This window comes from Burkholderia sp. BKH01, assembly GCF_025685725.1.
GTDB lineage: Bacteria > Pseudomonadota > Gammaproteobacteria > Burkholderiales > Burkholderiaceae > Burkholderia > Burkholderia pyrrocinia_C.
The window spans coordinates 122,172-142,014 of record NZ_JAOTQT010000004.1; the positions used below are offsets into that span (position 1 = coordinate 122,172).

General features: G+C 63.4%; 18 protein-coding genes and 2 pseudogenes. 13 read left to right on the plus strand and 7 right to left on the minus strand.

What is annotated here, in order from left to right; translation table 11 throughout:
* The first annotated feature begins 231 nt into the window (after positions 1-231).
* The 3 genes from OEJ37_RS08385 to OEJ37_RS08395 all read left to right on the plus strand — a co-directional run bounded on the left by OEJ37_RS08385 (position 232) and on the right by OEJ37_RS08395 (position 2,415).
* Positions 232-549 carry a DUF4148 domain-containing protein gene (locus OEJ37_RS08385; RefSeq protein ID WP_175919935.1) on the plus strand — a complete coding sequence of 106 codons (318 nt, stop codon included), beginning with the start codon at positions 232-234 and terminating at the stop codon, positions 547-549.
* Between the two features lie 541 nt (positions 550-1,090).
* The gene (locus tag OEJ37_RS08390; protein ID WP_174422045.1) at positions 1,091-1,630 is read left to right on the plus strand and encodes a sigma-70 family RNA polymerase sigma factor; all 540 of its coding nucleotides are present in this window, start codon (positions 1,091-1,093) and stop codon (positions 1,628-1,630) included.
* A complete protein-coding gene (locus tag OEJ37_RS08395; RefSeq protein ID WP_263343957.1) occupies positions 1,630-2,415 on the plus strand; it encodes an anti-sigma factor family protein in 786 nt (261 codons plus the stop codon). Before OEJ37_RS08390 ends, OEJ37_RS08395 begins: the two co-directional genes overlap by 1 nt.
* Positions 2,416-2,507: 92 nt before the next feature.
* Here the strand turns inward: OEJ37_RS08395 and OEJ37_RS08400 are convergent, their stop codons facing one another.
* The 3 genes from OEJ37_RS08400 to OEJ37_RS08410 all read right to left on the minus strand — a co-directional run bounded on the left by OEJ37_RS08400 (position 2,508) and on the right by OEJ37_RS08410 (position 5,784).
* A complete protein-coding gene (locus OEJ37_RS08400) occupies positions 2,508-4,136 on the minus strand; it encodes an adenylate/guanylate cyclase domain-containing protein (RefSeq protein ID WP_244130812.1) in 1,629 nt (542 codons plus the stop codon).
* A gap of 870 nt (positions 4,137-5,006) precedes the next feature.
* On the minus strand, positions 5,007-5,387 hold the full coding sequence (locus OEJ37_RS08405) for a DUF4148 domain-containing protein (RefSeq protein ID WP_263343958.1): 381 nt from the start codon (positions 5,385-5,387) through the stop codon (positions 5,007-5,009).
* 67 nt (positions 5,388-5,454) lie between these two features.
* Positions 5,455-5,784, minus strand: a complete 330-nt coding sequence (locus OEJ37_RS08410) for a DUF4148 domain-containing protein (protein ID WP_263343960.1) — start codon at positions 5,782-5,784, stop codon at positions 5,455-5,457.
* A gap of 659 nt (positions 5,785-6,443) precedes the next feature.
* On the opposite strand from OEJ37_RS08410, the pseudogene OEJ37_RS08415 reads away from it, so the two are divergent.
* Positions 6,444-6,953, plus strand: a pseudogene (locus OEJ37_RS08415) (M24 family metallopeptidase); the annotation flags it as partial.
* A 262-nt stretch (positions 6,954-7,215) separates the two neighbouring features.
* Complete coding sequence (doeB, locus tag OEJ37_RS08420) at positions 7,216-8,262, plus strand: N(2)-acetyl-L-2,4-diaminobutanoate deacetylase DoeB (protein WP_174417212.1); 1,047 nt, start codon at positions 7,216-7,218, stop codon at positions 8,260-8,262.
* Between the two features lie 25 nt (positions 8,263-8,287).
* Here the strand turns inward: doeB and OEJ37_RS08425 are convergent, their stop codons facing one another.
* Positions 8,288-9,265: a helix-turn-helix domain-containing GNAT family N-acetyltransferase gene (locus OEJ37_RS08425; RefSeq protein ID WP_263343961.1), complete on the minus strand. Its 978-nt coding sequence runs from the start codon at positions 9,263-9,265 to the stop codon at positions 8,288-8,290.
* Between the two features lie 348 nt (positions 9,266-9,613).
* On the opposite strand from OEJ37_RS08425, the gene OEJ37_RS08430 reads away from it, so the two are divergent.
* Positions 9,614-9,988, plus strand: coding sequence for a sugar ABC transporter ATPase (locus tag OEJ37_RS08430; RefSeq protein ID WP_174417210.1), 375 nt, complete (start codon positions 9,614-9,616; stop codon positions 9,986-9,988).
* Positions 9,989-10,203: 215 nt separating this feature from the next.
* On the opposite strand, the gene OEJ37_RS08435 is transcribed toward OEJ37_RS08430, so the two are convergent.
* Positions 10,204-12,639: a PEP-utilizing enzyme gene (locus OEJ37_RS08435; RefSeq protein WP_263343962.1), complete on the minus strand. Its 2,436-nt coding sequence runs from the start codon at positions 12,637-12,639 to the stop codon at positions 10,204-10,206.
* 346 nt (positions 12,640-12,985) lie between these two features.
* Here OEJ37_RS08435 and OEJ37_RS08440 point away from each other — a divergent pair, with 346 nt between their 5' ends.
* Entirely contained in the window at positions 12,986-13,375 is a 390-nt protein-coding gene (locus OEJ37_RS08440; protein WP_175945255.1) for a surface-adhesin E family protein, read from the plus strand.
* A gap of 30 nt (positions 13,376-13,405) precedes the next feature.
* On the opposite strand, the pseudogene OEJ37_RS08445 reads toward OEJ37_RS08440, so the two are convergent.
* Positions 13,406-13,828: pseudogene (locus tag OEJ37_RS08445) on the minus strand (helix-turn-helix transcriptional regulator); the annotation flags it as partial.
* Between the two features lie 90 nt (positions 13,829-13,918).
* Here OEJ37_RS08445 and OEJ37_RS35060 point away from each other — a divergent pair.
* A complete protein-coding gene (locus OEJ37_RS35060; protein WP_411859250.1) occupies positions 13,919-14,149 on the plus strand; it encodes a M81 family metallopeptidase in 231 nt (76 codons plus the stop codon).
* Here OEJ37_RS35060 and OEJ37_RS08455 read toward each other — a convergent pair.
* Entirely contained in the window at positions 14,101-14,955 is an 855-nt protein-coding gene (locus OEJ37_RS08455; RefSeq protein WP_174417208.1) for a FadR/GntR family transcriptional regulator, read from the minus strand. The two genes, OEJ37_RS35060 and OEJ37_RS08455, sit on opposite strands and share 49 nt — an antisense overlap.
* A gap of 229 nt (positions 14,956-15,184) precedes the next feature.
* Between OEJ37_RS08455 and OEJ37_RS08460 the strand changes: the two genes are divergently transcribed.
* The 5 genes from OEJ37_RS08460 to OEJ37_RS08480 all read left to right on the plus strand — a co-directional run bounded on the left by OEJ37_RS08460 (position 15,185) and on the right by OEJ37_RS08480 (position 19,825).
* On the plus strand, positions 15,185-16,393 hold the full coding sequence (locus OEJ37_RS08460) for an ABC transporter substrate-binding protein (RefSeq protein ID WP_263343964.1): 1,209 nt from the start codon (positions 15,185-15,187) through the stop codon (positions 16,391-16,393).
* A gap of 69 nt (positions 16,394-16,462) precedes the next feature.
* Positions 16,463-17,323, plus strand: a complete 861-nt coding sequence (locus OEJ37_RS08465) for a branched-chain amino acid ABC transporter permease (protein ID WP_174417206.1) — start codon at positions 16,463-16,465, stop codon at positions 17,321-17,323.
* A complete protein-coding gene (locus OEJ37_RS08470; protein WP_263343966.1) occupies positions 17,320-18,363 on the plus strand; it encodes a branched-chain amino acid ABC transporter permease in 1,044 nt (347 codons plus the stop codon). Before OEJ37_RS08465 ends, OEJ37_RS08470 begins: the two co-directional genes overlap by 4 nt.
* Positions 18,360-19,127: an ABC transporter ATP-binding protein gene (locus tag OEJ37_RS08475; RefSeq protein ID WP_174417204.1), complete on the plus strand. Its 768-nt coding sequence runs from the start codon at positions 18,360-18,362 to the stop codon at positions 19,125-19,127. The genes OEJ37_RS08470 and OEJ37_RS08475 overlap by 4 nt, the downstream gene beginning before the upstream one ends.
* Complete coding sequence (locus OEJ37_RS08480) at positions 19,124-19,825, plus strand: ABC transporter ATP-binding protein (RefSeq protein WP_175945265.1); 702 nt, start codon at positions 19,124-19,126, stop codon at positions 19,823-19,825. The genes OEJ37_RS08475 and OEJ37_RS08480 overlap by 4 nt, the downstream gene beginning before the upstream one ends.
* Positions 19,826-19,843: the final 18 nt, after the last annotated feature.

A 19,843-nucleotide genomic window follows, 5' to 3' on the forward strand; every position in this document is an offset into this window, starting at 1 on the left:
GCGCTTGCTCTCGTGAAAACGTCTTGCATGTCAGGTTCCTTCGCTGCCGGCCTCGTACAGTCTTTCGATATGCAATGAGTAGACTCTGTTCCGTCGCCGGATATTTCCGCGGGCTGTGTAAGAGAGTAGGGGAATAAGGATGCCGGTTCAATGGTTTACCGTGTAGAGCGTCGTGCGCTGGAGTCAAGTCGACTGTGGACATCACGCGCTCGAAAACCAAGGGGTAGCGACATGAAATCGAATTCGCTGAATTGGCTTGTTGGCCAATCCGCGCGTGGTTCATTCATAGTGAGCGCGGCGTTGATGGCAACGTCAGCCTGTGTGTACGCGCAAACATCGACGGAGCCCGGTATCCATCAGATCACCCGCGCAGAAGTGCGTCAGGAACTCAAGGAGCTGGAGGCAGTGGGATATCGCCCCGTTCCCAATGACTTCTACTACCCGGATGACATTCAGGCGGCGGAACAAAGACTGGCGGTCAAACATCAAGCGGAACGAGATGCGCTGACCGGAAGAAACCCGAAAGTGCAGACGAAGCCCGCGCCATGAATGCAACGGGTAGCGTGTACAGGTCACCCGCGGTTTCTCGAAGCCAGGCGTGGTCGGTTTGAGGGGCGCCCCGTGGCGGGTTCGGTTTGGCTACTGGTTGGTAAGACATCGTTCACCAAGACGTCTCTACCATCGGACCACTCGCGAATCCCGGCTCTCGCCGAGGGGACTGTGACCTTCAGCGCGGATGCAGAAGTCTATGCAATCACTCATCTGTCTGCCCGCGCTCTAGGGTACCGCCAGCCGGTATGGGGGAGCTGAGCGAGGGGTGTTGGATAGTGCACCTGATCGAGCAGAGGGAGAACTTGGCTGGCGGCTCAAGCCGGAGATATTTCGGGGCGGCAAGCTTGGTTAGCTCGATGAATCTGCGTCAGCTGAGGCTTTTCCCCAAGATTTGTCCGCGCATGTTTATCGATCACATGACCTCCGCGCGCTACGCCAGAGTAATACGAGGTGATTTTGGCCGTCGGGGAATAAAAACGACGTACTGACGGTTAGATTTCTGTCGGTCACGGAATGTGGTTACTGCAGGAATTTCACAATGGCTGATCCGGTCAGCGCGCAGCGCTTTGAGAAGCTTCTGTTACCTCACATGAATTCGGCCTTCAATGTTGCGCGATGGCTGACGCATAACGACCAGGATGCCCAGGACGTGGTGCAGGAGGCGTATCTGCGCGCGTTCCGGTTTTTTGGTGGATTCCACGGCGACGATGCCCGCGCCTGGTTGTTGCGCATTGTGCGCAATACGTTCTACACCTGGTATCAGCAGAACCGGAGCCACGCACCGGACACGTTGGAGTTTGAGGAAGATATGCATAGCCTTGAGACGAGTACCGCTGATCACGACAACGGTCCTGAAGCAATGCTCATACGCAGCCAGAGCCGGAAGCGGGTGCACAGGGCGTTGCAGAGTCTGCGTCTGGAATACCGGGAGGTAATCGTGCTGCGGGAGCTGGAGGAATTGTCGTACAAAGAAATTGCCGCGATTGTGGACATCCCGATGGGGACGGTGATGTCGCGCCTCGGACGCGGGCGCCAGCAACTTGCGGCGCTTCTCGCCCCGACGGATCAGGAGGCGTGATGGATCACGACCAGGCCTTCGAACTGCTGCCCGGCTATATCGACCAGGAATTGAGCCTGTCCGAGGCGCTTGAATTCGAGCGCCATATGGCAGGCTGCGAGCAGTGTCAGCGGGACTACTCGCAACAGCGCCAGGTGAGTGTGCAGCTAAGGCAGGCGGATTTGCGTTTTGAGGCGCCCGCGGAACTGGTTAAGCGTATCAAGGCCGAGTTGCCGGGACGGCCATCGCTCTCGCAACGACTGGTTGAGCGATTCGGTTCACGCAGTGGCGGCGGGGCATTCGGCTGGGCGCCGATCGGCGCGATGGTGATGAGTGTGGTCGCGTTGACGTGGAGCGCAGGGTTGTTCCTTTCGGTGCCGTCGAGCGAGACGCGTCTGAGTCAGGAACTCGTGGACAACCATATCCGCTCGTTGCAGTTCAATCATCTGTCTGATGTGATTTCAACCGACCGGCACACGGTCAAGCCGTGGTTTGACGGCAAGCTGGACTTTGCGCCGCCAGTGGTCGATCTGGCGCAGCAGGGATATCCGCTGGTCGGTGGGCGGCTGGATTACTTGAATGGGCGGCCGGTGGCCGTGATGGTGTACCGGTACAAGCTGCATCCGATCAATCTCTATGTATGGCCGGGCGACGACGCGGGCGCCATACCTCATATCTACCAGCGGCAGGGCTATCACCTCGCGCACTGGAGTACTGGAGGAATGAATTACTGGGCAATTACCGATGCCGGGGACATGGAACTGAACGGCTTCATCTCGGACCTGCGAGCGCATCCCGTTTCCTAGCCGGCGCAACGCGGCACGCGCACTGTGGACTATCCGTGTGGCGCTCATGCATCGTCATTCGCCAGCGTGCCGCGCAATGTCGAGAAGGGTTGTCAGGCCTGGGGCATCTGGGACGCCTTGGACAGCACGCGGACAGTCACCGGGTCGTCGCGGCCCTTCAGTTGTGCATCAAGTCGCGGCAGGTCTGCCGCCGAAACGCCGGCATGCTGGAATACCTGTTCGGAGACGATAGCATCGCAACCGAGTTCTTTTGTCAGTTCCTCGAGTCTTGATGCCACGTTCAGTGGGTCACCAATTGCCGTGAATGTCGCGTGCTCGCGAAAGCCGATCTCACCCATTACCGCTTTACCACAATGCAATCCAATGCCAAACCGTATGGGTGTTTGCAATTGCTGGTCGAGCACGGCGTTGAGCTGATCAATGTTGGCTGCCACCAACGGCACCGCACGGAGCGCCTGGCGACAAGCAATGGCTGGCTCGCAGTGTAAGCCGAAGATCGCGAGCACGGCGTCCCCCATGAACTGATTTGGCATCCCACCCGCCTGGACCACCGCGGCACAGACAGCGCTCAGGAAGCGGCTGACTACGAATATGCTGTCGAACGGCAGTTGTGCCGCAGCAAGCTGTGTGGAGCCGCGCATGTCCACGAACATGAACGCCGCGAATCGCTCTTGCGGCGTGACGTCCTGCTGACGCCGCGGCAGGAAGGCCGTGGACGCGGCCGGCGGGACGAGGGGCCACACTGAGAGATCGTGGATTGGCCGTAGCTGGCAAGCGAGCCGCACTGTCTGCGAGTCAGCTCCCAGTCGCTCCAGGACGCGCCGCTCCGCCTCGGATGGCGTGGGCAGCGGCAGATCGCTGAGCACACGTACTCTGCACAATGTGCATCGGGCACGGCCACCGCATGTGCTGGCATGGGGAATGCCGGCCATCCGACTGGCTTCCAGCACCGAAAATCCGAGCGGCGTGAATACCTTGCGCCCGTCCGGATACAGGATGCAGAGTCGTCCGCGCCGGCGCTCCCGGACTGTGCGCAGCAGCCGCGCTCCAAATACCAATAGCAGCGCGCCACCATCGAAAAGCAAAAAGTCGCTGCGCAGATCGGCGAGCCAGAGATTTTGCAATCCTGTCCCGACAATCGTCGATCGGGTCGCTGCTGCGCGCCAGACGGGATTCTGAGCGAGTGCGATTACTTCGCGTCCGCCTTGCAGGAAGCCTAGCAGGGCGAGTACCGGGAGCAGTACGGCGACGCTCAGTAGCACGCTCCGCCACGCCCCAAACCACGGCTTCAACCGCAACCAATACCAGACACCACAACACCCATGCGACCAGGCAACCACCAGCAGCATCAGTTGCACCTGGCCGAAGAACGGCGAAGTGATCCAGAACGAGTACAACAATTGCGCGTATCCCTTGTTCAGGCCGAACGCGGCAAATGCGACCCGCGTATTGGCGAGATGGTTTGCCAGCAACGGCGGAATGCACAATCCGAGGACGAGTTGCGCTGCCTCACCCCGATTCCAGTACACAGAGCGCCGCTCATACAGAGCCCACAGACCCAGGAAGAAATGTGTCGCCAGTGCGCTGTACAGCACACCCGTTCCAAGCCATCCCTGCCAGATGAACTTCTGCACGAGCAGACCACGCTCCAGCCACGCAAGTGAGATGTTGCCCAGCGAGTGATTCAGGAGATGCGTCCCGACATAGGTAAACAGTACCAATCCGCTGGCGAGCCGAACTGATCGCACCCCCGTCGGCCGCAATCTATGAAAACTGGGAAAGCGCGACATATTCCGCTTTTAACCCTCTCGATCAGGTGCAATTCGTTGAGTGTCAATTCGGGGACAGCCCGAGGTTGCGGCGGCGCGTGTCTAGTCATGCATCCAACGTCTTGCCCCCAACGTCCTGCTTGTCGCATACGTAGTACGGCAGCTTCCGAGTGGCGAGAACCGCCCTACCATACTGTGAGCATTGCACAGCTTTTCTCATGCGGGGCAGATGGACTATCGTACACACTCCGGATTACCTTTCGAGCTCGCCTTGGAGTGACATACTGCCTCGGCAAATCGCTGCAACACCGATAATGAACCGCAAACGCTCTGGTATTCCTCTTGGCCGATCCTGCCATCGAGGATAACTGACATTCCCGATGCTCGGGCTATGCCGCTGATGTCCTATTCGCCCCTTTCTTTCGTGCGTTCCTGTTTGCAGGACTGTCGGTTGGGTTCAGATATTCCTGGATTCGACCGGCTGCCAGGCATGCATCTATGATGCTCGAATGAAAGGCAGTCGAGCAGCGATACGGACCTAAGAATTCCTGTAGAAGATACGAGAAGACACTCGCCATGTTGCCCAGTTTCGTATGGCTCCAGAGTAGGCCAACGGTAGCGTCGGCAACGGCAACTTCGTATGGGTACGGCAGAAAACGTGTGCACGGCAAGTGAAAGATCATGGTCATCTGCAATGACCACGAGTTTGCACTTCGGCGAATTTGCCTCGTCGTGCCATGCCCGGCAAGCTGACACGGCACACGAGAGGTTGGCACCGGGTGCGTATGAAACTACTTCTGACGAGGCTCGGTGGCGTGTGGTTCACGAGCCGAAATAAACATGGCAGAAGCTAGCAGGTCCGACACAGGTCGACGGATCTGGGGGAGTCATCTTTTGTTTGATGTGGCCGGAATCGCTTGCGCCGTTCATTTCGGCGCCCATGCCACTGTCGCTTTTTTGCTGCTGGGGGGGGGCGGCTTGCTGCTCAGCGTCCTGAGCGGCCACTTTCGCCTCCGCAGCTTGAATATCTGCAGGATAGGTTGTGTCGTCGTTAGCCGACGGATTGTATCCAGCCTGTTCGATCCTGATGAGGTCGGCACGTACCTGCGCTCGGGTGAGTGGAGCGGACGCGGACTGCGCAAAAGTCACTGAAGAGCTGACGAGCGCGCTGAGCGTCAACGCCAGCAAGGCGAGCTTTTTCATGATCTTGACTCCTTCCAACAAGGGACCCGGTTTGCCGGGGAACTGGTGAAGAACGTTGCCGCGTGGCTCAGGATCCGGAATAAATAGTGCAGAAGCTGACAGGTCCAACGCAGGCTGACAGATACGACGGGGGTGTCTCCCGTTTGATGCGGCCGGCATTGCTTGTGCCTGTTGTTGCGGCACCCATTCCACTGTCGCTGTTTTGCTGCTTGAGCCGCGCGACTTGCTGTTCAAAGATCGGCGCAACGTCGGGGTACGACGTGTCGCTCACGAAATTCAGACCATTGCGTTCGGCTTCAATCAGCTCCTGCCGTACCTGCGCTCGGGTCTTTTCCTGAGCCTGGGCATTGATCGAAATACCCGCTGCTGCGGCGAGAATCATAGTTCGCTTGTTCATTTTGGACTCCGATTTAAATGTGTGGGAGTTGTGGGTTCGTATCATGAAGCGCCCGGAAAAATTACCCGGCTTCTCTTTTCACTGTTCACTTCAATGTGAGGGGCCAGAAACGCCGTAGTCGTGATTGGCGTGCTCACACCACGGTATACCGGGAGCGGGTGCCTCTTATTCCCAAAGTTGCCAAGGACGCAGGTAAACATGAAGCGGTTAGCGATCGGGGCGTCTGGCAAGTTGCTGGAGCAGATCAACGGAATTGGTAGCTCCATCCTCGGCCACACATTCATCCCGGCCGCATGGCATGGAGGCGACGTCAAACGTCAGCGAAGTGACGTCCTCTGATCAGTTCGATTCACAGTGTCGGCACGTACGTATAAAAAGAAGAGCGCTTGTGGCACCAATTTCGTGCGCAGAATGCAGCTGAACTGCTGCGGACGCGGTGGTGCGCTCCGTGCCGGAGTCTACGCCGGCGATCACGAGAACTTCGGGTTATGAAGATGATGCTCGAACGACGCATGTACACCGGTAGGTTGTTGGTCTCCAGATGCTTGGTCGTCACGACTGCGCGTAAGTACCTGCCACGGAGTCAGAGCGCGTAAGGCGCGTCACCGCGGCGAACCGGTCGTGAGTGCACACGCTCGGAGGCAGGCGGCAGTAGGGAGGATGCAGTGTCGCCGCAGAGCACGTGGCATAGCTGTATAACTCGGCGGCGATTCAGGAATCGTACCTTCTTCGAAATTGCCGGGGTGTACAGGAGATACCACTGCCCGCTGTCGCGAACGGTCTATATCGGCCGGCCTCCGCAGAAATTCCTGGACGCAGAAAAGGCGGTGCTCGAAGGCATTGAGGCTGGGCTTGACGCAGCCAAGCCGGGGAATACGTGCGAGGACATCGCAAAAGCCTTCTTTGCCGTGATGAACCGGCATGGCATTCAGAAGGGCGGGCGCGTTGGATATCCGATCGGGATGAGCTATCCCCCGGACTGGGGCGAGCGCACGACGAGCCTGCGCGTCGGGGATAAAACAGTGCTGGAACCCGGCATGACCTTCCACTTCATGCCGGGCCTGTGGTTCGAGGACTGGGGGCTGGAAATTACCGAGAGCATCGTAATTGCGCCGACAGGCTCGTCCTGTCTGTGCGAGGTTCCGCGAAAGCTCTTCGTCAAGGACTGATTTATTCCGGGTTGACGCGTGCTTGGGGGAAGTGGATGGGGCTATTCACGCCCCATCGACTTCCCCCGGCATCGTGAGTCGACTGCTGTGCGAACGGGGGCCGCCCGGGCGCCGTTGATGCAACGGTATCAAGGCACCTTGTGTTCGTTGATGAACGCTGCAAGCCGGAAGCGGGCCATTTCGCAGAGCATTCAACTTACCGTCTACGGAGTCTCGATCTCCCGTAAGACGCCGTACAAACGTTTGATCAAGGAGCAACCCGATGCGGGCTTCGCCAATTACCCCCACTGTGGATTTCAACGCCGATGGCGAGCAACATGGGTTCTTGAAGCTGCCGTACTCACGAGACGATTCCGCGTGGGGTGCAGTCATGATCCCGGTCACGGTCGTGAAGCGGGGCACAGGACCAACGGTCCTTCTCACGGGCGGTAACCATGGTGACGAATACGAAGGTCCGGTTGCGTTGGCAAAGCTGGCAAGCGAGCTTCAGGCGCGAGACGTTTGCGGGCGAGTCATTATCGTACCGTTCATGAACTATCCGGCATTTCGGGCTGGTACGCGTACGTCGCCGATCGACGCGGGGAACCTGAACCGCAGTTTTCCCGGCAAGCCTGACGGCACGGTAACGGAGAAAATCGCCGACTACTTTCAGCGCTATTTGCTCCCGCTTGCCGATTACGTGCTCGATATTCATGCTGGCGGGCGCACGCTCGATTTCGTGCCTTTTGCAGCGATTCACGTGCTCGAAGACAAGGCGCAGCAGGCACGTTGCGAAGCCGCGATGCACGCATTCGGGGCCCCATATTCGATGCGGCTTCTTGAACTTGACAGTGTCGGGATGTTTGACACCGCGGTCGAAGAGGCCGGCAAGGTGTTCGTGTCGACAGAACTCGGCGGCGGCGGTGCATCGACTGCGAAAAGCGTGGCTATCGCCGACCGGGGCGTGCGTGGTTTTTTGCGCTGTGCGGGCGTTCTCGAGGGTGATGGGGAATCGGGTAAGGACATGCGCACGACGACACTCCTCGATATGCCGGACGGATCCTGCTACACGACCAGCGAGCACGACGGCCTGCTGGAGATGTGCCGCGACCTCGGCGATACGGTTGCGTGCGGTGAGATCGTGGCTCGCATTTATCACATGGGTCGGACCGGCGTTCCGCCGGTGGAGTACCGGGCCGGGCGGGATGGGGTCGTGGCAGCACGGCATTTTCCCGGACTCGTAAAGATCGGCGACACGATCGCGGTCGTTGCAGCCGTAGTCGAGCGCGACATGCTGGTGGGAGGTGTCCGATCAGGTGCTCAAGCGTAGCCTGAGCGCAAACCGCCGTTGAAAATCAGCACCCTGGCTCTGGCCGGCTGAAACGCTGCTCGACCACCTCGGTTCCCCAATGCATGCCTGCGGACTCGCTGGTCAGCGTAAAGCCGAACGACTCGTACAGATGGCGCGCCGAATCGAGGCCCTTGAAGGTCCACAGGTAGGTTTCGCGAAACCGCCGCTCATCGACGAAGCGCATGGCTTGCGTCATGAGCTGGCGCCCGATGCCCGACCCGCGCAATGCGTCGTTCACGATGAACCAGCGCAGATGCGCGACGCCGGTCGCCGTGTCTCCGTCGATCGCGAGCGACGCGAGCGTGCGTCCGTCTTCCTGGCAGAGCCAAAGCGCCTTGCCGTCGGCCGGCAGCGCGCCCGAGAACTCGGCAAGCTCGGTTGCCACGCGCTGTTCGAAAAAGGCGCCGAATCCCCAGTGTTCCGAATAGAAGCGGGCGTGAAGGCCCGCGATGTCGCCGATGCAGCCCGGTTGGTAGCCTTCGCGAATCTGCGGCGCGTCGGGTATCGCGGCGGGCGCCTTGGCGGCGTTGTCTTGCGCGAGAGCATCGGCATACAGCGCGAGCGAACGCAGCAGCGCCTGCTGGTCGGCCGGAATCATGCGACGCAGCGCATTCGACACCTGGTCCGTCGCGAACTGGTCGATTCTTTTCCTGAGTTTTTTCCCTTCAGCGGTGAGCGTCAGCTCGGTCGCGCGCGCATCCTCGCTCGACACGCGGCGCTCCACGATACCGGCGGCTTCGAGCCGCGCGAGTTGCCGGCTCGTGTTCGATTTGTCCAGGCGCAGGATATTGCCGAGATCCCTGGCGTTGATACCGGGCGCCATCCCGATCTCGAGGATTGCGTGAACGGCCGAAGGCGCCCAGTCGCTGTCGGCCAGTGTCGCACGCATGAAGCCGAGCTCGCGAACCAGTTTGCGGGAGAAGTCGCGAAGCTCGAGGATGGTCGCTTCGCGAGGCTTGGCGGGAGCGTCGATGAGATCCATGGTCTGCCCGAAAAGGTTGCGTATCGCAATCGATAATAGTTGCGGGTCGCAACTTCATCAAGGTGGATTTTCGGCGAAGCGGTGGTCCCAGGCGGTGGCCCCTTTAGTCGCCTTCGGGTGGGCCGGCGCTGAAGTCGATCAAGGGGCCAGAACGAGTCGGCAGTTTGGGGCCGTGAGCGATATTGGCGCGGATGGCGGAGTGTCGTGACGCGGATGCATACTCGACGCAGTCGGCCGACCTGCGGGCAGGGGTGTCGACCGGTCATCGATCCGATTGCTCGATCGCGGGCCATCGGCCGGACGTGATGCATCGTTGTCGATCCAGGTCCACGGACCACGGAGATCACCATGAACAAGCTGTTGCCGATGACGCTTGCGTTGCTTGCCGGATGCGCCATCAGCGCGGGAACGCTCCGCGCTGCAGGTAGCATGGATGCGCCGCCCTGCAGCGCGGCGCATGCGGCGGACCAGGGCGGGAACGCCGCGATGCCGGGCACGTCGGTCCGCAGCTTTTCGACCGCCGGTTGCTCGGGCGCGGTGCTGCAGGGGGAACGGGCCACCGCGACGGTCGACGGCGACCGGATCGAACTGCGGGACGGCACCGTCTATGTGAACGGCCGGTCGTACGGCGCCGTCACGCCCGCGCAGACGGTCGAATACGAGGCCGCGCACGACAGGCGCATATTGAAGGTCGACGGGAAAGTCCGCACGCCGCCGCGCTGAGCGCCGATCCAGGCTTCCGTAAGCCGCGACGCGTCGCGCGTCACGTCGTCTTCGGATCGCTGACTTCCATTCCCGCGCGCACGTGCTGCTGGATGCCGCACTGCGCGAACGGGTAGCGCTACCCGTTGCGCGACAGCGCTTCCATGCCCGCGATGGCCTGTTCCAGTGCATCCGGCGCCGGCCCCTTCAACACGCCGGCATGCGGCGCGTCGCACTTATTCGACCAGCGTCAGCCGGCCGTCGCTGAGCCGCACTTCGCGCCCGACCCACGCCGCGTCGACGCGCGGCAGCACGGCCGACGGCTTGCGCAGCTCGCGCAGCAGCGTTGCGCCGTGCGACAGCCGGCCGCCCATGCGCGCGATCACGGCGCGCGCGGTCTGGTACTGCGCGTGCCGGCCCGGGTCGAGCGTGTCTTCCAGCAGGATGTCGTGGCCGAGCACGCCCTGCGTGTGGCCGGGATAGATCATGAAGCCGGTCGCCTCGTCGGTGCCTTCGCTGCCGTCCTGCCAGAAGCTGCCGTTGCGTTCGCGGCGCTCGGGATGAGGCGCGAACCACGCGTCGCGATCGGCGGCCGGCATCGCATGATGCAGGCGGAAGAACACGCGCATCAGGTTGTCGCGATACCACTCGCGCACCTGCAGATACCAGCCGCGCATGCCCGGCGCGCCGAGCGTGTGGAGCACGCGAACCGGCAGCGGCCAGTCGGGAAACGCCTGCAGCGGCAGGTCGGTGGGCGCTGGCCGCGCGGTGCCCGGATCGGTTTCCCACGGCAAGCGGTGCGGGCTGTCGTCGAGCCGGCCGTACACGGTCGGCGGGCGTCCCCATAGCGCGCCGCCGCTGCTGGCGAGCGATGCCGCGATGCACAGGTTGCCCTGCACGACGAACACGTAGAAGCGCGTGAACCAGTCGGCCAGTTGCCGGCCGTCGGCGCGCTGCTCGACGAGCGTCGCGAGTTCCCGGTCGAAGCGACGCAAGCCGTGCTCGAGCGTCGGCAGGTGCGTGCGCGCGACGTGCAGCATGCGCCAGAACACCGGCAGCGATCGCAGCAGGCGCAGCGGTCGCCAGCGCAGCGGCGGCGTCGCGCCGCCGATCTCGCCGCTGTAGTTGCCGGCCGATACGCCCCAGTCGGCCAGCCGTGCCAGGAACAGGTCGTTGTTGATGTACGACGCGCCGCCATAGAGCGCGGTGAACGGTTCGTTGTCCCGCAGCACGCGTGCATCCCAGCGCGCCATGATGGCAGGGATGCTGCCGGCCGCGCGGCGTTGCGCATACTCGACCAGCCGGCTCGGCTGCGGTGGCAGGATCTCGGCGATGTTGGCGGAGGTCAGGTGCCGGTGCCAGCCGTAGCTGCTGATCGGCCGGTACTGCAGCAGCCACAGCCGCGTGCCGTCCCATGCCCATTCGACATCGCCCGGCACGTAGTGGAACGCGCGCAGCACGCGTTGCAGGAAGGTCCACAGTTGCGTCGCGCTCAAGCCGTGCGCGGTCGGGAACGTGCCGCTCTGCCAGGGTTCGCCGAGCCGCGACAGGATCGCGCGCTGCGGGCTCGCCTGCCCGTCGGCGAGCGTTTCGAGGTGGCCCTGCACCCATTCGACTTCGACCGCGAGATGACGCACGAACGCGATGCCGGACAGCACGGGCGTGACGAAGCGCTGCACGACCGCTTCCTCGAGGCCGCCGTCGAGCAGCTCGGCCACGCGCGCCACCGCCTGCGACGCCGGCACGCGCAGGAACGTCGCGTGCAGGCCGGCATTGGCCGCATCGGCCTGGTCTTCGCCATGACTCGACGAGCGGATCGCCCACTCGGCATCGGGCTGGCTCGCGAGAAAACCGGGCAGGCGCGGGTCGTCGGCGCGGGTGAGCGACAGCGCGGGCGGCACCGGTAGCCCGGCCATCGCGGCCAGCGCCAGGCGCCCGCCTTTCGTATGTGCGACGAAGCCCGTGTCGCCCGCTTCGAGCCACTGCGCGAAGGCCGCCGGCGCATCGATCCACGGATAGTGTCCCCAGCCGGCCTGTAGCGTGACGGTGAGGTCGGCGCGCGCGAGGATCGCCGACCACGCGGCGGCCTGGCGCACGCCGAGCACGTTGTCCTGGTCGCCCCACACGAGTTCGATGCGATCGGTGACCCACTCGAGGAGCGGCAGCGCGGTATCGGCGCGCACGAGATCCCAATGCGGCAGGAACGCGCGGCAGCGCGCATAACCGGCGCCCATGCGGCGGTACTGCGCGGGTGTCCAGGCCTGGTTCGAGAACTTGCGTGCGAACAGCGTCGGGTAGTGCGAGAGCAGCCAGTGGATGGTCTTGCGCAGCGGCTTCGGCGCCATCAGTTTCGGCAGGCGCCGTTCCCAAAGGAACGCGCCGACGGGCGCGAGCAGCACGCTGCGGCTGAAGTGGCCGGGGCGCCGCTGCAACGCGTGCAGTACCAGTAGCGCATTCACGCCGACCGCCATGATCGCGTGGCCCGGTTCGGTCGCGTCCAGCAGCGCTTGCGCGTAGGCGGCGAGATCTTCGCACGGCGGCGCGGGATTTTCGCCGAAGCCCGGCAGTTCCAGCGGCACGGATTGGTAGCGGTGGAAGTGGGGCAGCGCATCGTCCCACCAGTCGGCCGCACTGCCGTTGCCGGCGAGGAGGTACAGGATCGGTTTGCTCATGGTGGCTTCGTCGGTCGACGATCGTCGCGGTTGCACTCGCCCGATTACGCGGCGACGTCAGCGGATGCCTCGGGTCTCTTTTGCATTGCGTCGATGCGGGCGGAATTGCAGCGTGGCCCCGTTAGGGTTGATTGTTGCGGGCATTCTACGCGAGTCGATTCATAGCGATATTCATTCCAGGGTTCGGATTCTTCGACAAGCGATCGATACGCGTTTCCGGGATGTCGATTGACCGAAAGGTTTCGAGATCGGTTGAAACGCCGGATCGAAGCGTACGAATGTCGCGTAACCGGAAAACGTAGAATCAGGTCTCCGGAATTGCCGTCGCAAATTTCAAGGAATGGAAATGATAAAAGGCTGGATCGCGGGTGCCTTGATTGCATTCATCGCAAGCGGCGCATGTGCCGAGAGCTGGATCACGCTGGGCCCGGGTCCGGCTATCGAGCTCTATGTGGACCCTGCTTCCGTCGAGCGTCACGAAAAAAATTCGTGGATTACGGTCAAAATCGTCTATGCCAATCCTCACCGGTACTCGGCGCCGTTTTTAGTGAAGCGCATGGTTTCCAATTGGACGTTCGACTGCAAGAACAAGACGTGGGCGATGGGCAAAACAAGCATGGTTGGAACACAACCGGGCGAGGTCTACGTTTCTCGTGAAGATTCGGATGACTACGACTATGTCCAGCCCGACTCCATACAGACGCTGGTCATGAATTACCTGTGCAAAGAGTCCTGATGCCGGCAATGAAGCCTTGACCGGTCCGATTCACGCGTTGGCGTCCGACTCGGCACGCGGAGTCTTGCCGGTCCAGCGCCGGTACGCATGACGGAAGCTGCGCGGCTCGCTGTAGCCGAGACGTTCCGCAATCGCCGCGACCGTCAGCGTGTGGTCGTCGAGCATCCGCACCGCTTCGTCGTGACGCACCTCGTCGAGCAGCGACTGAAACGTGATGCCGTCCTTGCCGAGCCGCCTGCGCAGCGTGCGCTCCGTCAGGTGCAGCGCATCCGCGAGCGACGTCATCGACTTGAAGCGCGACAGGTCGCGCGCCATCAGCTCCTTCGCGCGATCGGCGAAGCGCGTGCCGATCGACGCGGCCCATTGCCGTTCGAGCGCCTCGCACTGGCCGTGCAGCGCGTTGAAGCTGACTTCGTTTGCAAGAAGCGGCGTTTCCGTGTCGTTCACGGACGTGCTCGGGCAACGGGCGCGAGTATGCGGAGTTCGGTCTCGTCGAGTATCTGGAGACGAAGGGCACGACGGGGTACGCTTGAGCGACGCGCGATGAAGACCCCGATCGCCCGGATACATCACGAGACGAATACGTTCCAGCCGGTGCCTGCGCCGCTCGCGGCTTTCGGCCGCCGCGGCCCGGACCGGAGCGTCGTCGGCATTCATCGCGCGGTAGCGGTATTCGGGTCGCCGCGAAGCGGCCGGTTCCGGGTCGACGCCGCGTTTGCCGACGATCAGGCCTCTTCGGGATCCGTTGCGGCCGCATCGGATCCCGCAACGTGAGCGGCGGCCCGCCTGCGGATCTCCGAGTCGAGGATCAGACGCCCGCGCAGCTTGCCTTTCATCCGCTTCACATGCTTGGGCGCCTCGGTCATGTGCTCGACCATCAGCGCACGGACGCGCTCGGCATCGCGCTCGCGTGCCGCCTGCAGGATCGCCTTGTGGATCGACACGTTCGCTTCGCCGAAGCGCTTGTGCTCGACGAGCGGCGTATCGTTCCGGAACTCGATCAACTGCCGGATCATCTCGTTGATCAGCTCGCAGCTGAATCGCAGGAAGGGGTTCGGGTTCGCGGCCGCGAGGATGTCGTGGAACGTCGTGTCCTCCTGCCGCTGGCGCAGCATGTGGCCGCGGTCGTGCACGCCCGACGCGCCGTCGCAACACGCGATGTTCGCCTCCAGCGCCGCGAAGTCGCGCTCGGTCAGGTGCGGCACGGCGCCCGCCGCCAGTTCGGGTTCGAGCAGCTTTCGCACCGTATAGATGTCGTCGATCGTCACGTCCTTGAAGAACAGGTAGTTCTGCAGGAGCTGCAGCGTCCGGTCGAGCGGCACCTCGACGACCATCCCGCCACCCGACGGCCCCGTCGTGACCTTGATGAGCCCCTGCACCTCGAGCGACTTCAGCGCCTCGCGGATCGTGCTCTTGCTGACTGCATAGAGCTGCTGCAGCTCGGCTTCGCGCGGCAGGCGGTCGCCCGGCTTCAGGTCCTTCTCGGTGATCAGCCGCTTGATCTCCTCGGCGACGAGGTCGGCCCGCTTCGGCTGCTTGATTTCGACCGCGAGGCCCGCCCTGGCTCGGTCCATGACCATCTTCACGACTCCTTTGTCTGACTGCGCGCTGCGTCATCGTCGACGATCCGTACCGGCGCAGGGTACGGAATTTTGCCTGATTGACACCAATTTTGATCAACTTTAGCATCAGGTTCATTCTATTTATCATGATAAATAGGATCAACCGGCGGCGCGCATCCTGCAGGGCGTGGGCACGGTTTGGCAGTCGGTCGCATCGCGTGTGTCCCCCTTTATCAGGAGCGTCAACTTGAATCGCCGAGAACTGTTGAAACTGGCCGCACTGTCGGCCGTGCCGGGTGCGCTCGGCAGCATGTCGTCCCGTGCCGCGTTCGCGCAGGGTTCGCCCATCCAGCTTGCGTGCCCGGTGCCGATGTCGGGGCCGTTCGCCGCCAACGGCAAGTACGCCGATCTCGGCATGCAGCTCGCCGTCAAGCAATACGGCAAGGTGCTCGGCGCGCCGCTTGCCTATACGGCGCTCGACACCGAGGGCAAGCCCGCGACCGCCGTGCGGCGCGTGCAGGAGATCGCGCAGCAGAAGGGCGTGCGCTTCTTCGCGGGCGGCATCCTGTCTTCCGAATCGCTGGCGATGGGCAAGGAAATCCAGAAGGCGGACGGCGTGTTCATCACGACGGCCGGCGCGGACGAGATCACCGGCAAGGATTGCAACGCCGCGACGTTCCGCTGGTCGGTGCCGACCTTCGGCGCGATCGAGCAGACAGTGCGCCCGTTGATCCAGATGCTGCCGAAGGCGAAGCGCTGGTACACGATCACGCCGCAATACGTGTTCGGCGACGGCCTGCTGTCGGCCGCGAAGGCGATCTTCAAGGAGAAGGGCATCGAGCATGTCGGCAACAGCTACCACTCGCTCGCCGAGAAGGAGTTCAGCGGCTACCTGACGAACGCGGCGGCCGCGCAGCCGGACGTGCTGCTGATCCTGAACTTCGGCTCGCAATCGTCGGACACGCTGCGCCAAGCCGTCAGCTTCGGGATGAAACGCAACTGCACGATCCTGCTCGCGTGGGCATCGGGCCTCGAACAGTTCGAGGCGCTCGGACCCGACATCTGCGACGGCGTGTATTTCGGCGCGCAGTACTGGCACGGCATCGATTCACCGCTGAACCGCGACCTGGTGAAGCGCACGAACGCCGCGTTCAAGGCGAACCCGAACTACAGCCTCGCGGGTTCGTACATCTGCTCGAAGATCCTGCTCGACGCGATGGTGAAGGCCGGCAGCGCCGATCCGAAGAAGGTCGTCGCGGCGATGGAGGGCATGAAGTACGACGGCCTCACGGGCCCGGAGGAAATCCGCAAGGCCGACCACCAGGTGCTGAAGAACTACTACCTGCTGAAGGGCAAGCCGAAGGGCCGGATGAAGAACGCGGACGACTATGCCGACATCGTCAGCTCGGGCCAGTCGTTCCTGCCGGTCGACAAGACGGGCTGCAAGCTCGCGTGACGTAGTGCATGCGTCCGCGGCCGTCGTGCGCCGCGGATGTCCGTTACCTTCCTTTCCGACACGGAAGCCATGAACGTCTATCTGCTGCAGATCGTCAACGGCATCGGCGTGGGCATGCTGTATTTCCTGCTCGCCGTTGGCCTGTCGATCGTGTTCGGCCTGCTGCGCTTCGTGAATTTCGCTCACGGCGCGTTCTACCTGCTCGGCGCGTATCTCTGCTACCAGGCGCTGCAATGGTCGGCGAATTTCTGGGTCGCGCTCGCGGTCGTGCCGCTCGTCGTCGGCGCGTTCGCTTGGGGCGTCGAAAAACTCGTGCTGCGTCATGTGTACGCGCAGCAGCATGAATTCCACATCCTGGCGACGGTCGGGCTCGCACTCGTGCTGCAGGAGTGCGCGATCCTCGCATGGGGCCCGCTCGGCGACAACGTGCCGCCGCCCGACGCGCTGAACGGCGTCGTGATCTGGGGCGGCTTCGTCTACCCGAAATACCGGCTGTTCGTGATCGGCTTCACTGCCGTGCTCGCTGCATTGCTGTGGTGGGTGCTCGAAGGCACGCGGCTCGGCAGTACAGTGCGTGCGGGCAGCGAATCGACGGAGATGGTGTCGCTGCTCGGCATCAACGTGACGCGCGTGTTCAGCCTCGTGTTCGCGCTCGGCGCGGCGACGGCGGCGCTCGCGGGCGTGCTCGCCGCGCCGATCCGCGGCGTCGATCCGTTCATGGGCATCGAGGCGCTCGGCGTCGCGTTCGTCGTGGTCGTCGTCGGCGGGATGGGGAATTTTATCGGGGCGCTCGTCGGCGGGCTGTTGGTCGGCATCGTGCAGAGCCTGATGAGCACGCTGTGGCCGGAAGGCGCGCGATTGATGATCTACGTCGCGATGGCAGCCGTGTTGCTGCTGCGTCCGAACGGGTTGCTGGGGAGGGCCGCATGATCGAATCGTCGAAACCGCTGCCGCCGGGGGCGGCAGCCTCGCAGCGCGGGCCGGCATGGCGCGAGGCGTTGCAACGTCCGGAGGGCTGGCTCGCGGTGGCCGTCGTGTGCGTGCTGCCGATCGCGCTGAGCTCGGGCTCGCTCGCGACCGAGGTGCTGGTGTTCGCGCTCGCCGCGCTCGGCTGCAACCTGCTGCTCGGCTATACGGGGCTGTTGTCGTTCGGGCAGGGCATCTTCTTCGGGCTCGGCAGCTATGCGGCGGGGCTCGTGCTGACGCGTGGCGTCGCGTCGGTGAGCGTCGCGCTGCTTTCGGCCGCCGCGCTCGGCGCCGTCGCGGCGGCGCTCGTCGGCTGGTTCTCGATCCGACAGCGCGGTACCTATTTCGTGATGCTGACGCTCGCGTTCGGGCAGCTGTTCTACTTTCTCGCCTATACGACGCCGGACGTCACGGGCGGCGACAACGGGCTGCTCGACATTCCGCGTCCCGCGCTCGCCGCGTTCGGGCATCCGCTCGTCTCGCTCGATTCGCCGTGGCGCTACTACGGCTTCGTCGCGGTGCTGTTCGTCACGGTGTTCTGGCTGCTGTTGCGCGTGTCGCGCTCGGTGTTCGGCCGTACACTGCTCGCGATCCGCGACAACGAGGCGCGCGCGGCGGCGGCCGGCTACGACGTGAAGCGCTTCAAGCTCGCGGCGTTCGTGATCTCGGGCGCCGTCACGAGCCTGGCGGGTGCGCTGCATGCGTTGATGACGGGCATCGCGCCGCTGTCGAACATCGACTACCACACGAGCGAGATGATCCTGGTGATGACGGTGATCGGCGGCACCGGCAACCTGTTCGCTTCGGTGCTCGGCGCGGCGTTCTACGTGCTGTTCGCGGACTGGCTGTCGACGCTGTGGCCGCGCTGGCTGCTTCTGCTCGGCCTCGTGCTGATCGCGGTCAGCCTGTTCATGCAGCGCGGGTTGTGGGGGCTGGGCGAACGCGTCGTGGCGAAGCTGCGACGCACCGATGGCACGACGACTGATGCCGGGGAGCAGCAATGAGCGAAGCGATTCTCGAGGCGCGCGGCGTCGTCAAGCGCTACGGCAAGTTCACGGCGCTGGGCGGTGTCGATCTGCGGATCATGCCGCGCACCGTGCATTCGGTGATCGGCCCGAACGGTGCGGGCAAGACGACGCTGTTCCATACGCTGACGGGCACGCTGCCGATCACGTCGGGCTCGATCCTGTTCGACGGTCACGAAGTGTCGCGCGAACCCGATCACAAGCGCGTGCGGCGCGGCATCGCACGCTCGTTCCAGGTGACGAGCCTGTTTCCGAATCTGAGCGTGCGCGAGAACCTGCGTGTTGCCGCGCAGGGCGTCGAATCGCGGCGTGCGTTGAATCCGTGGACGCCGCCGCGCGGCGCGCTCGCGCACGACGGCATCGTCGACGACGTGCTCGAGCGGCTCGGCCTGCAGCGCTTCGCCGACACGGCGGCCGGCGCGCTGTCGCATGGCCAGCAGCGCCGGCTCGAGGTCGGGATGGCGCTGGCGGCGCGGCCGCGCGCGATCTTTCTCGACGAGCCGACGTCGGGCATGGGGATCGACGATCTCGACGACATGAAGGCGCTGATCCGCGGCCTGCGCGACGACTACACGGTCGTGCTGATCGAACACAACATGGGAATCGTGATGGACATCTCGGACACGATCACGGTGATGCAGCAGGGCCGTGTGCTGGTCGAGGGCAAACCCGACGCGATTCGCGGCGACGAGCGCGTGCGCAGTGCGTATCTCGGCAACATGATCACGGGAGGCCGCGCATGATGCTCGACGTGAAGGAAGTCCATGCCTGCTACGGCAAGAGCCACGTCCTGCAGGGCATTTCGCTGAACGTGAACGACGGCGAGACGGTGACGCTGCTCGGCCGCAACGGCGCGGGCAAGTCGACGACGCTCAAGACGATCGCGGGCGTCGTCGCACCGACCGGCGGCACTGTGACGTTCGCGGGCCGGCTGGTGTCCGGGCAGCCCGCGCACCGGATCGCCGCGCGCGGCCTGTGTTTCGTGCCAGAGCATCGCGGGATTTTCCGGCTGCTGTCGGTCGAGGAAAACCTGCGGCTCGGCGCACGCCGCGATTCGCCGTGGCAGCTCGACGACATCTACCGGATCTTTCCGCGCCTGAAGGAGCGCCGCCGCAACGGCGGCGCGCAGCTGTCGGGCGGCGAGCAGCAGATGCTCGCGATCGGCCGCGCGTTGATGAACCACCCGCGGCTGCTGATGCTCGACGAGCCGGTCGAGGGGCTTGCACCGGTGATCGTCGAGGAGATCGTCGAGCAGTTGAAGCGGATCAAGGCGGCCGGAGTGGCAATCCTGCTCGTCGAACAGAACCTCGAAGTGTGTACGCAGCTCGCGGACCGCCACTTCGTGATCGAACAGGGCGTGATCGTCTACGAAGGCAGCAACGCGGCGTTCGTTGCCGATCACGAGGTGAAGGACCGTTACCTGGGCGTTGGCGTCGCGTAAGCGTCGTGCCCTTTCATT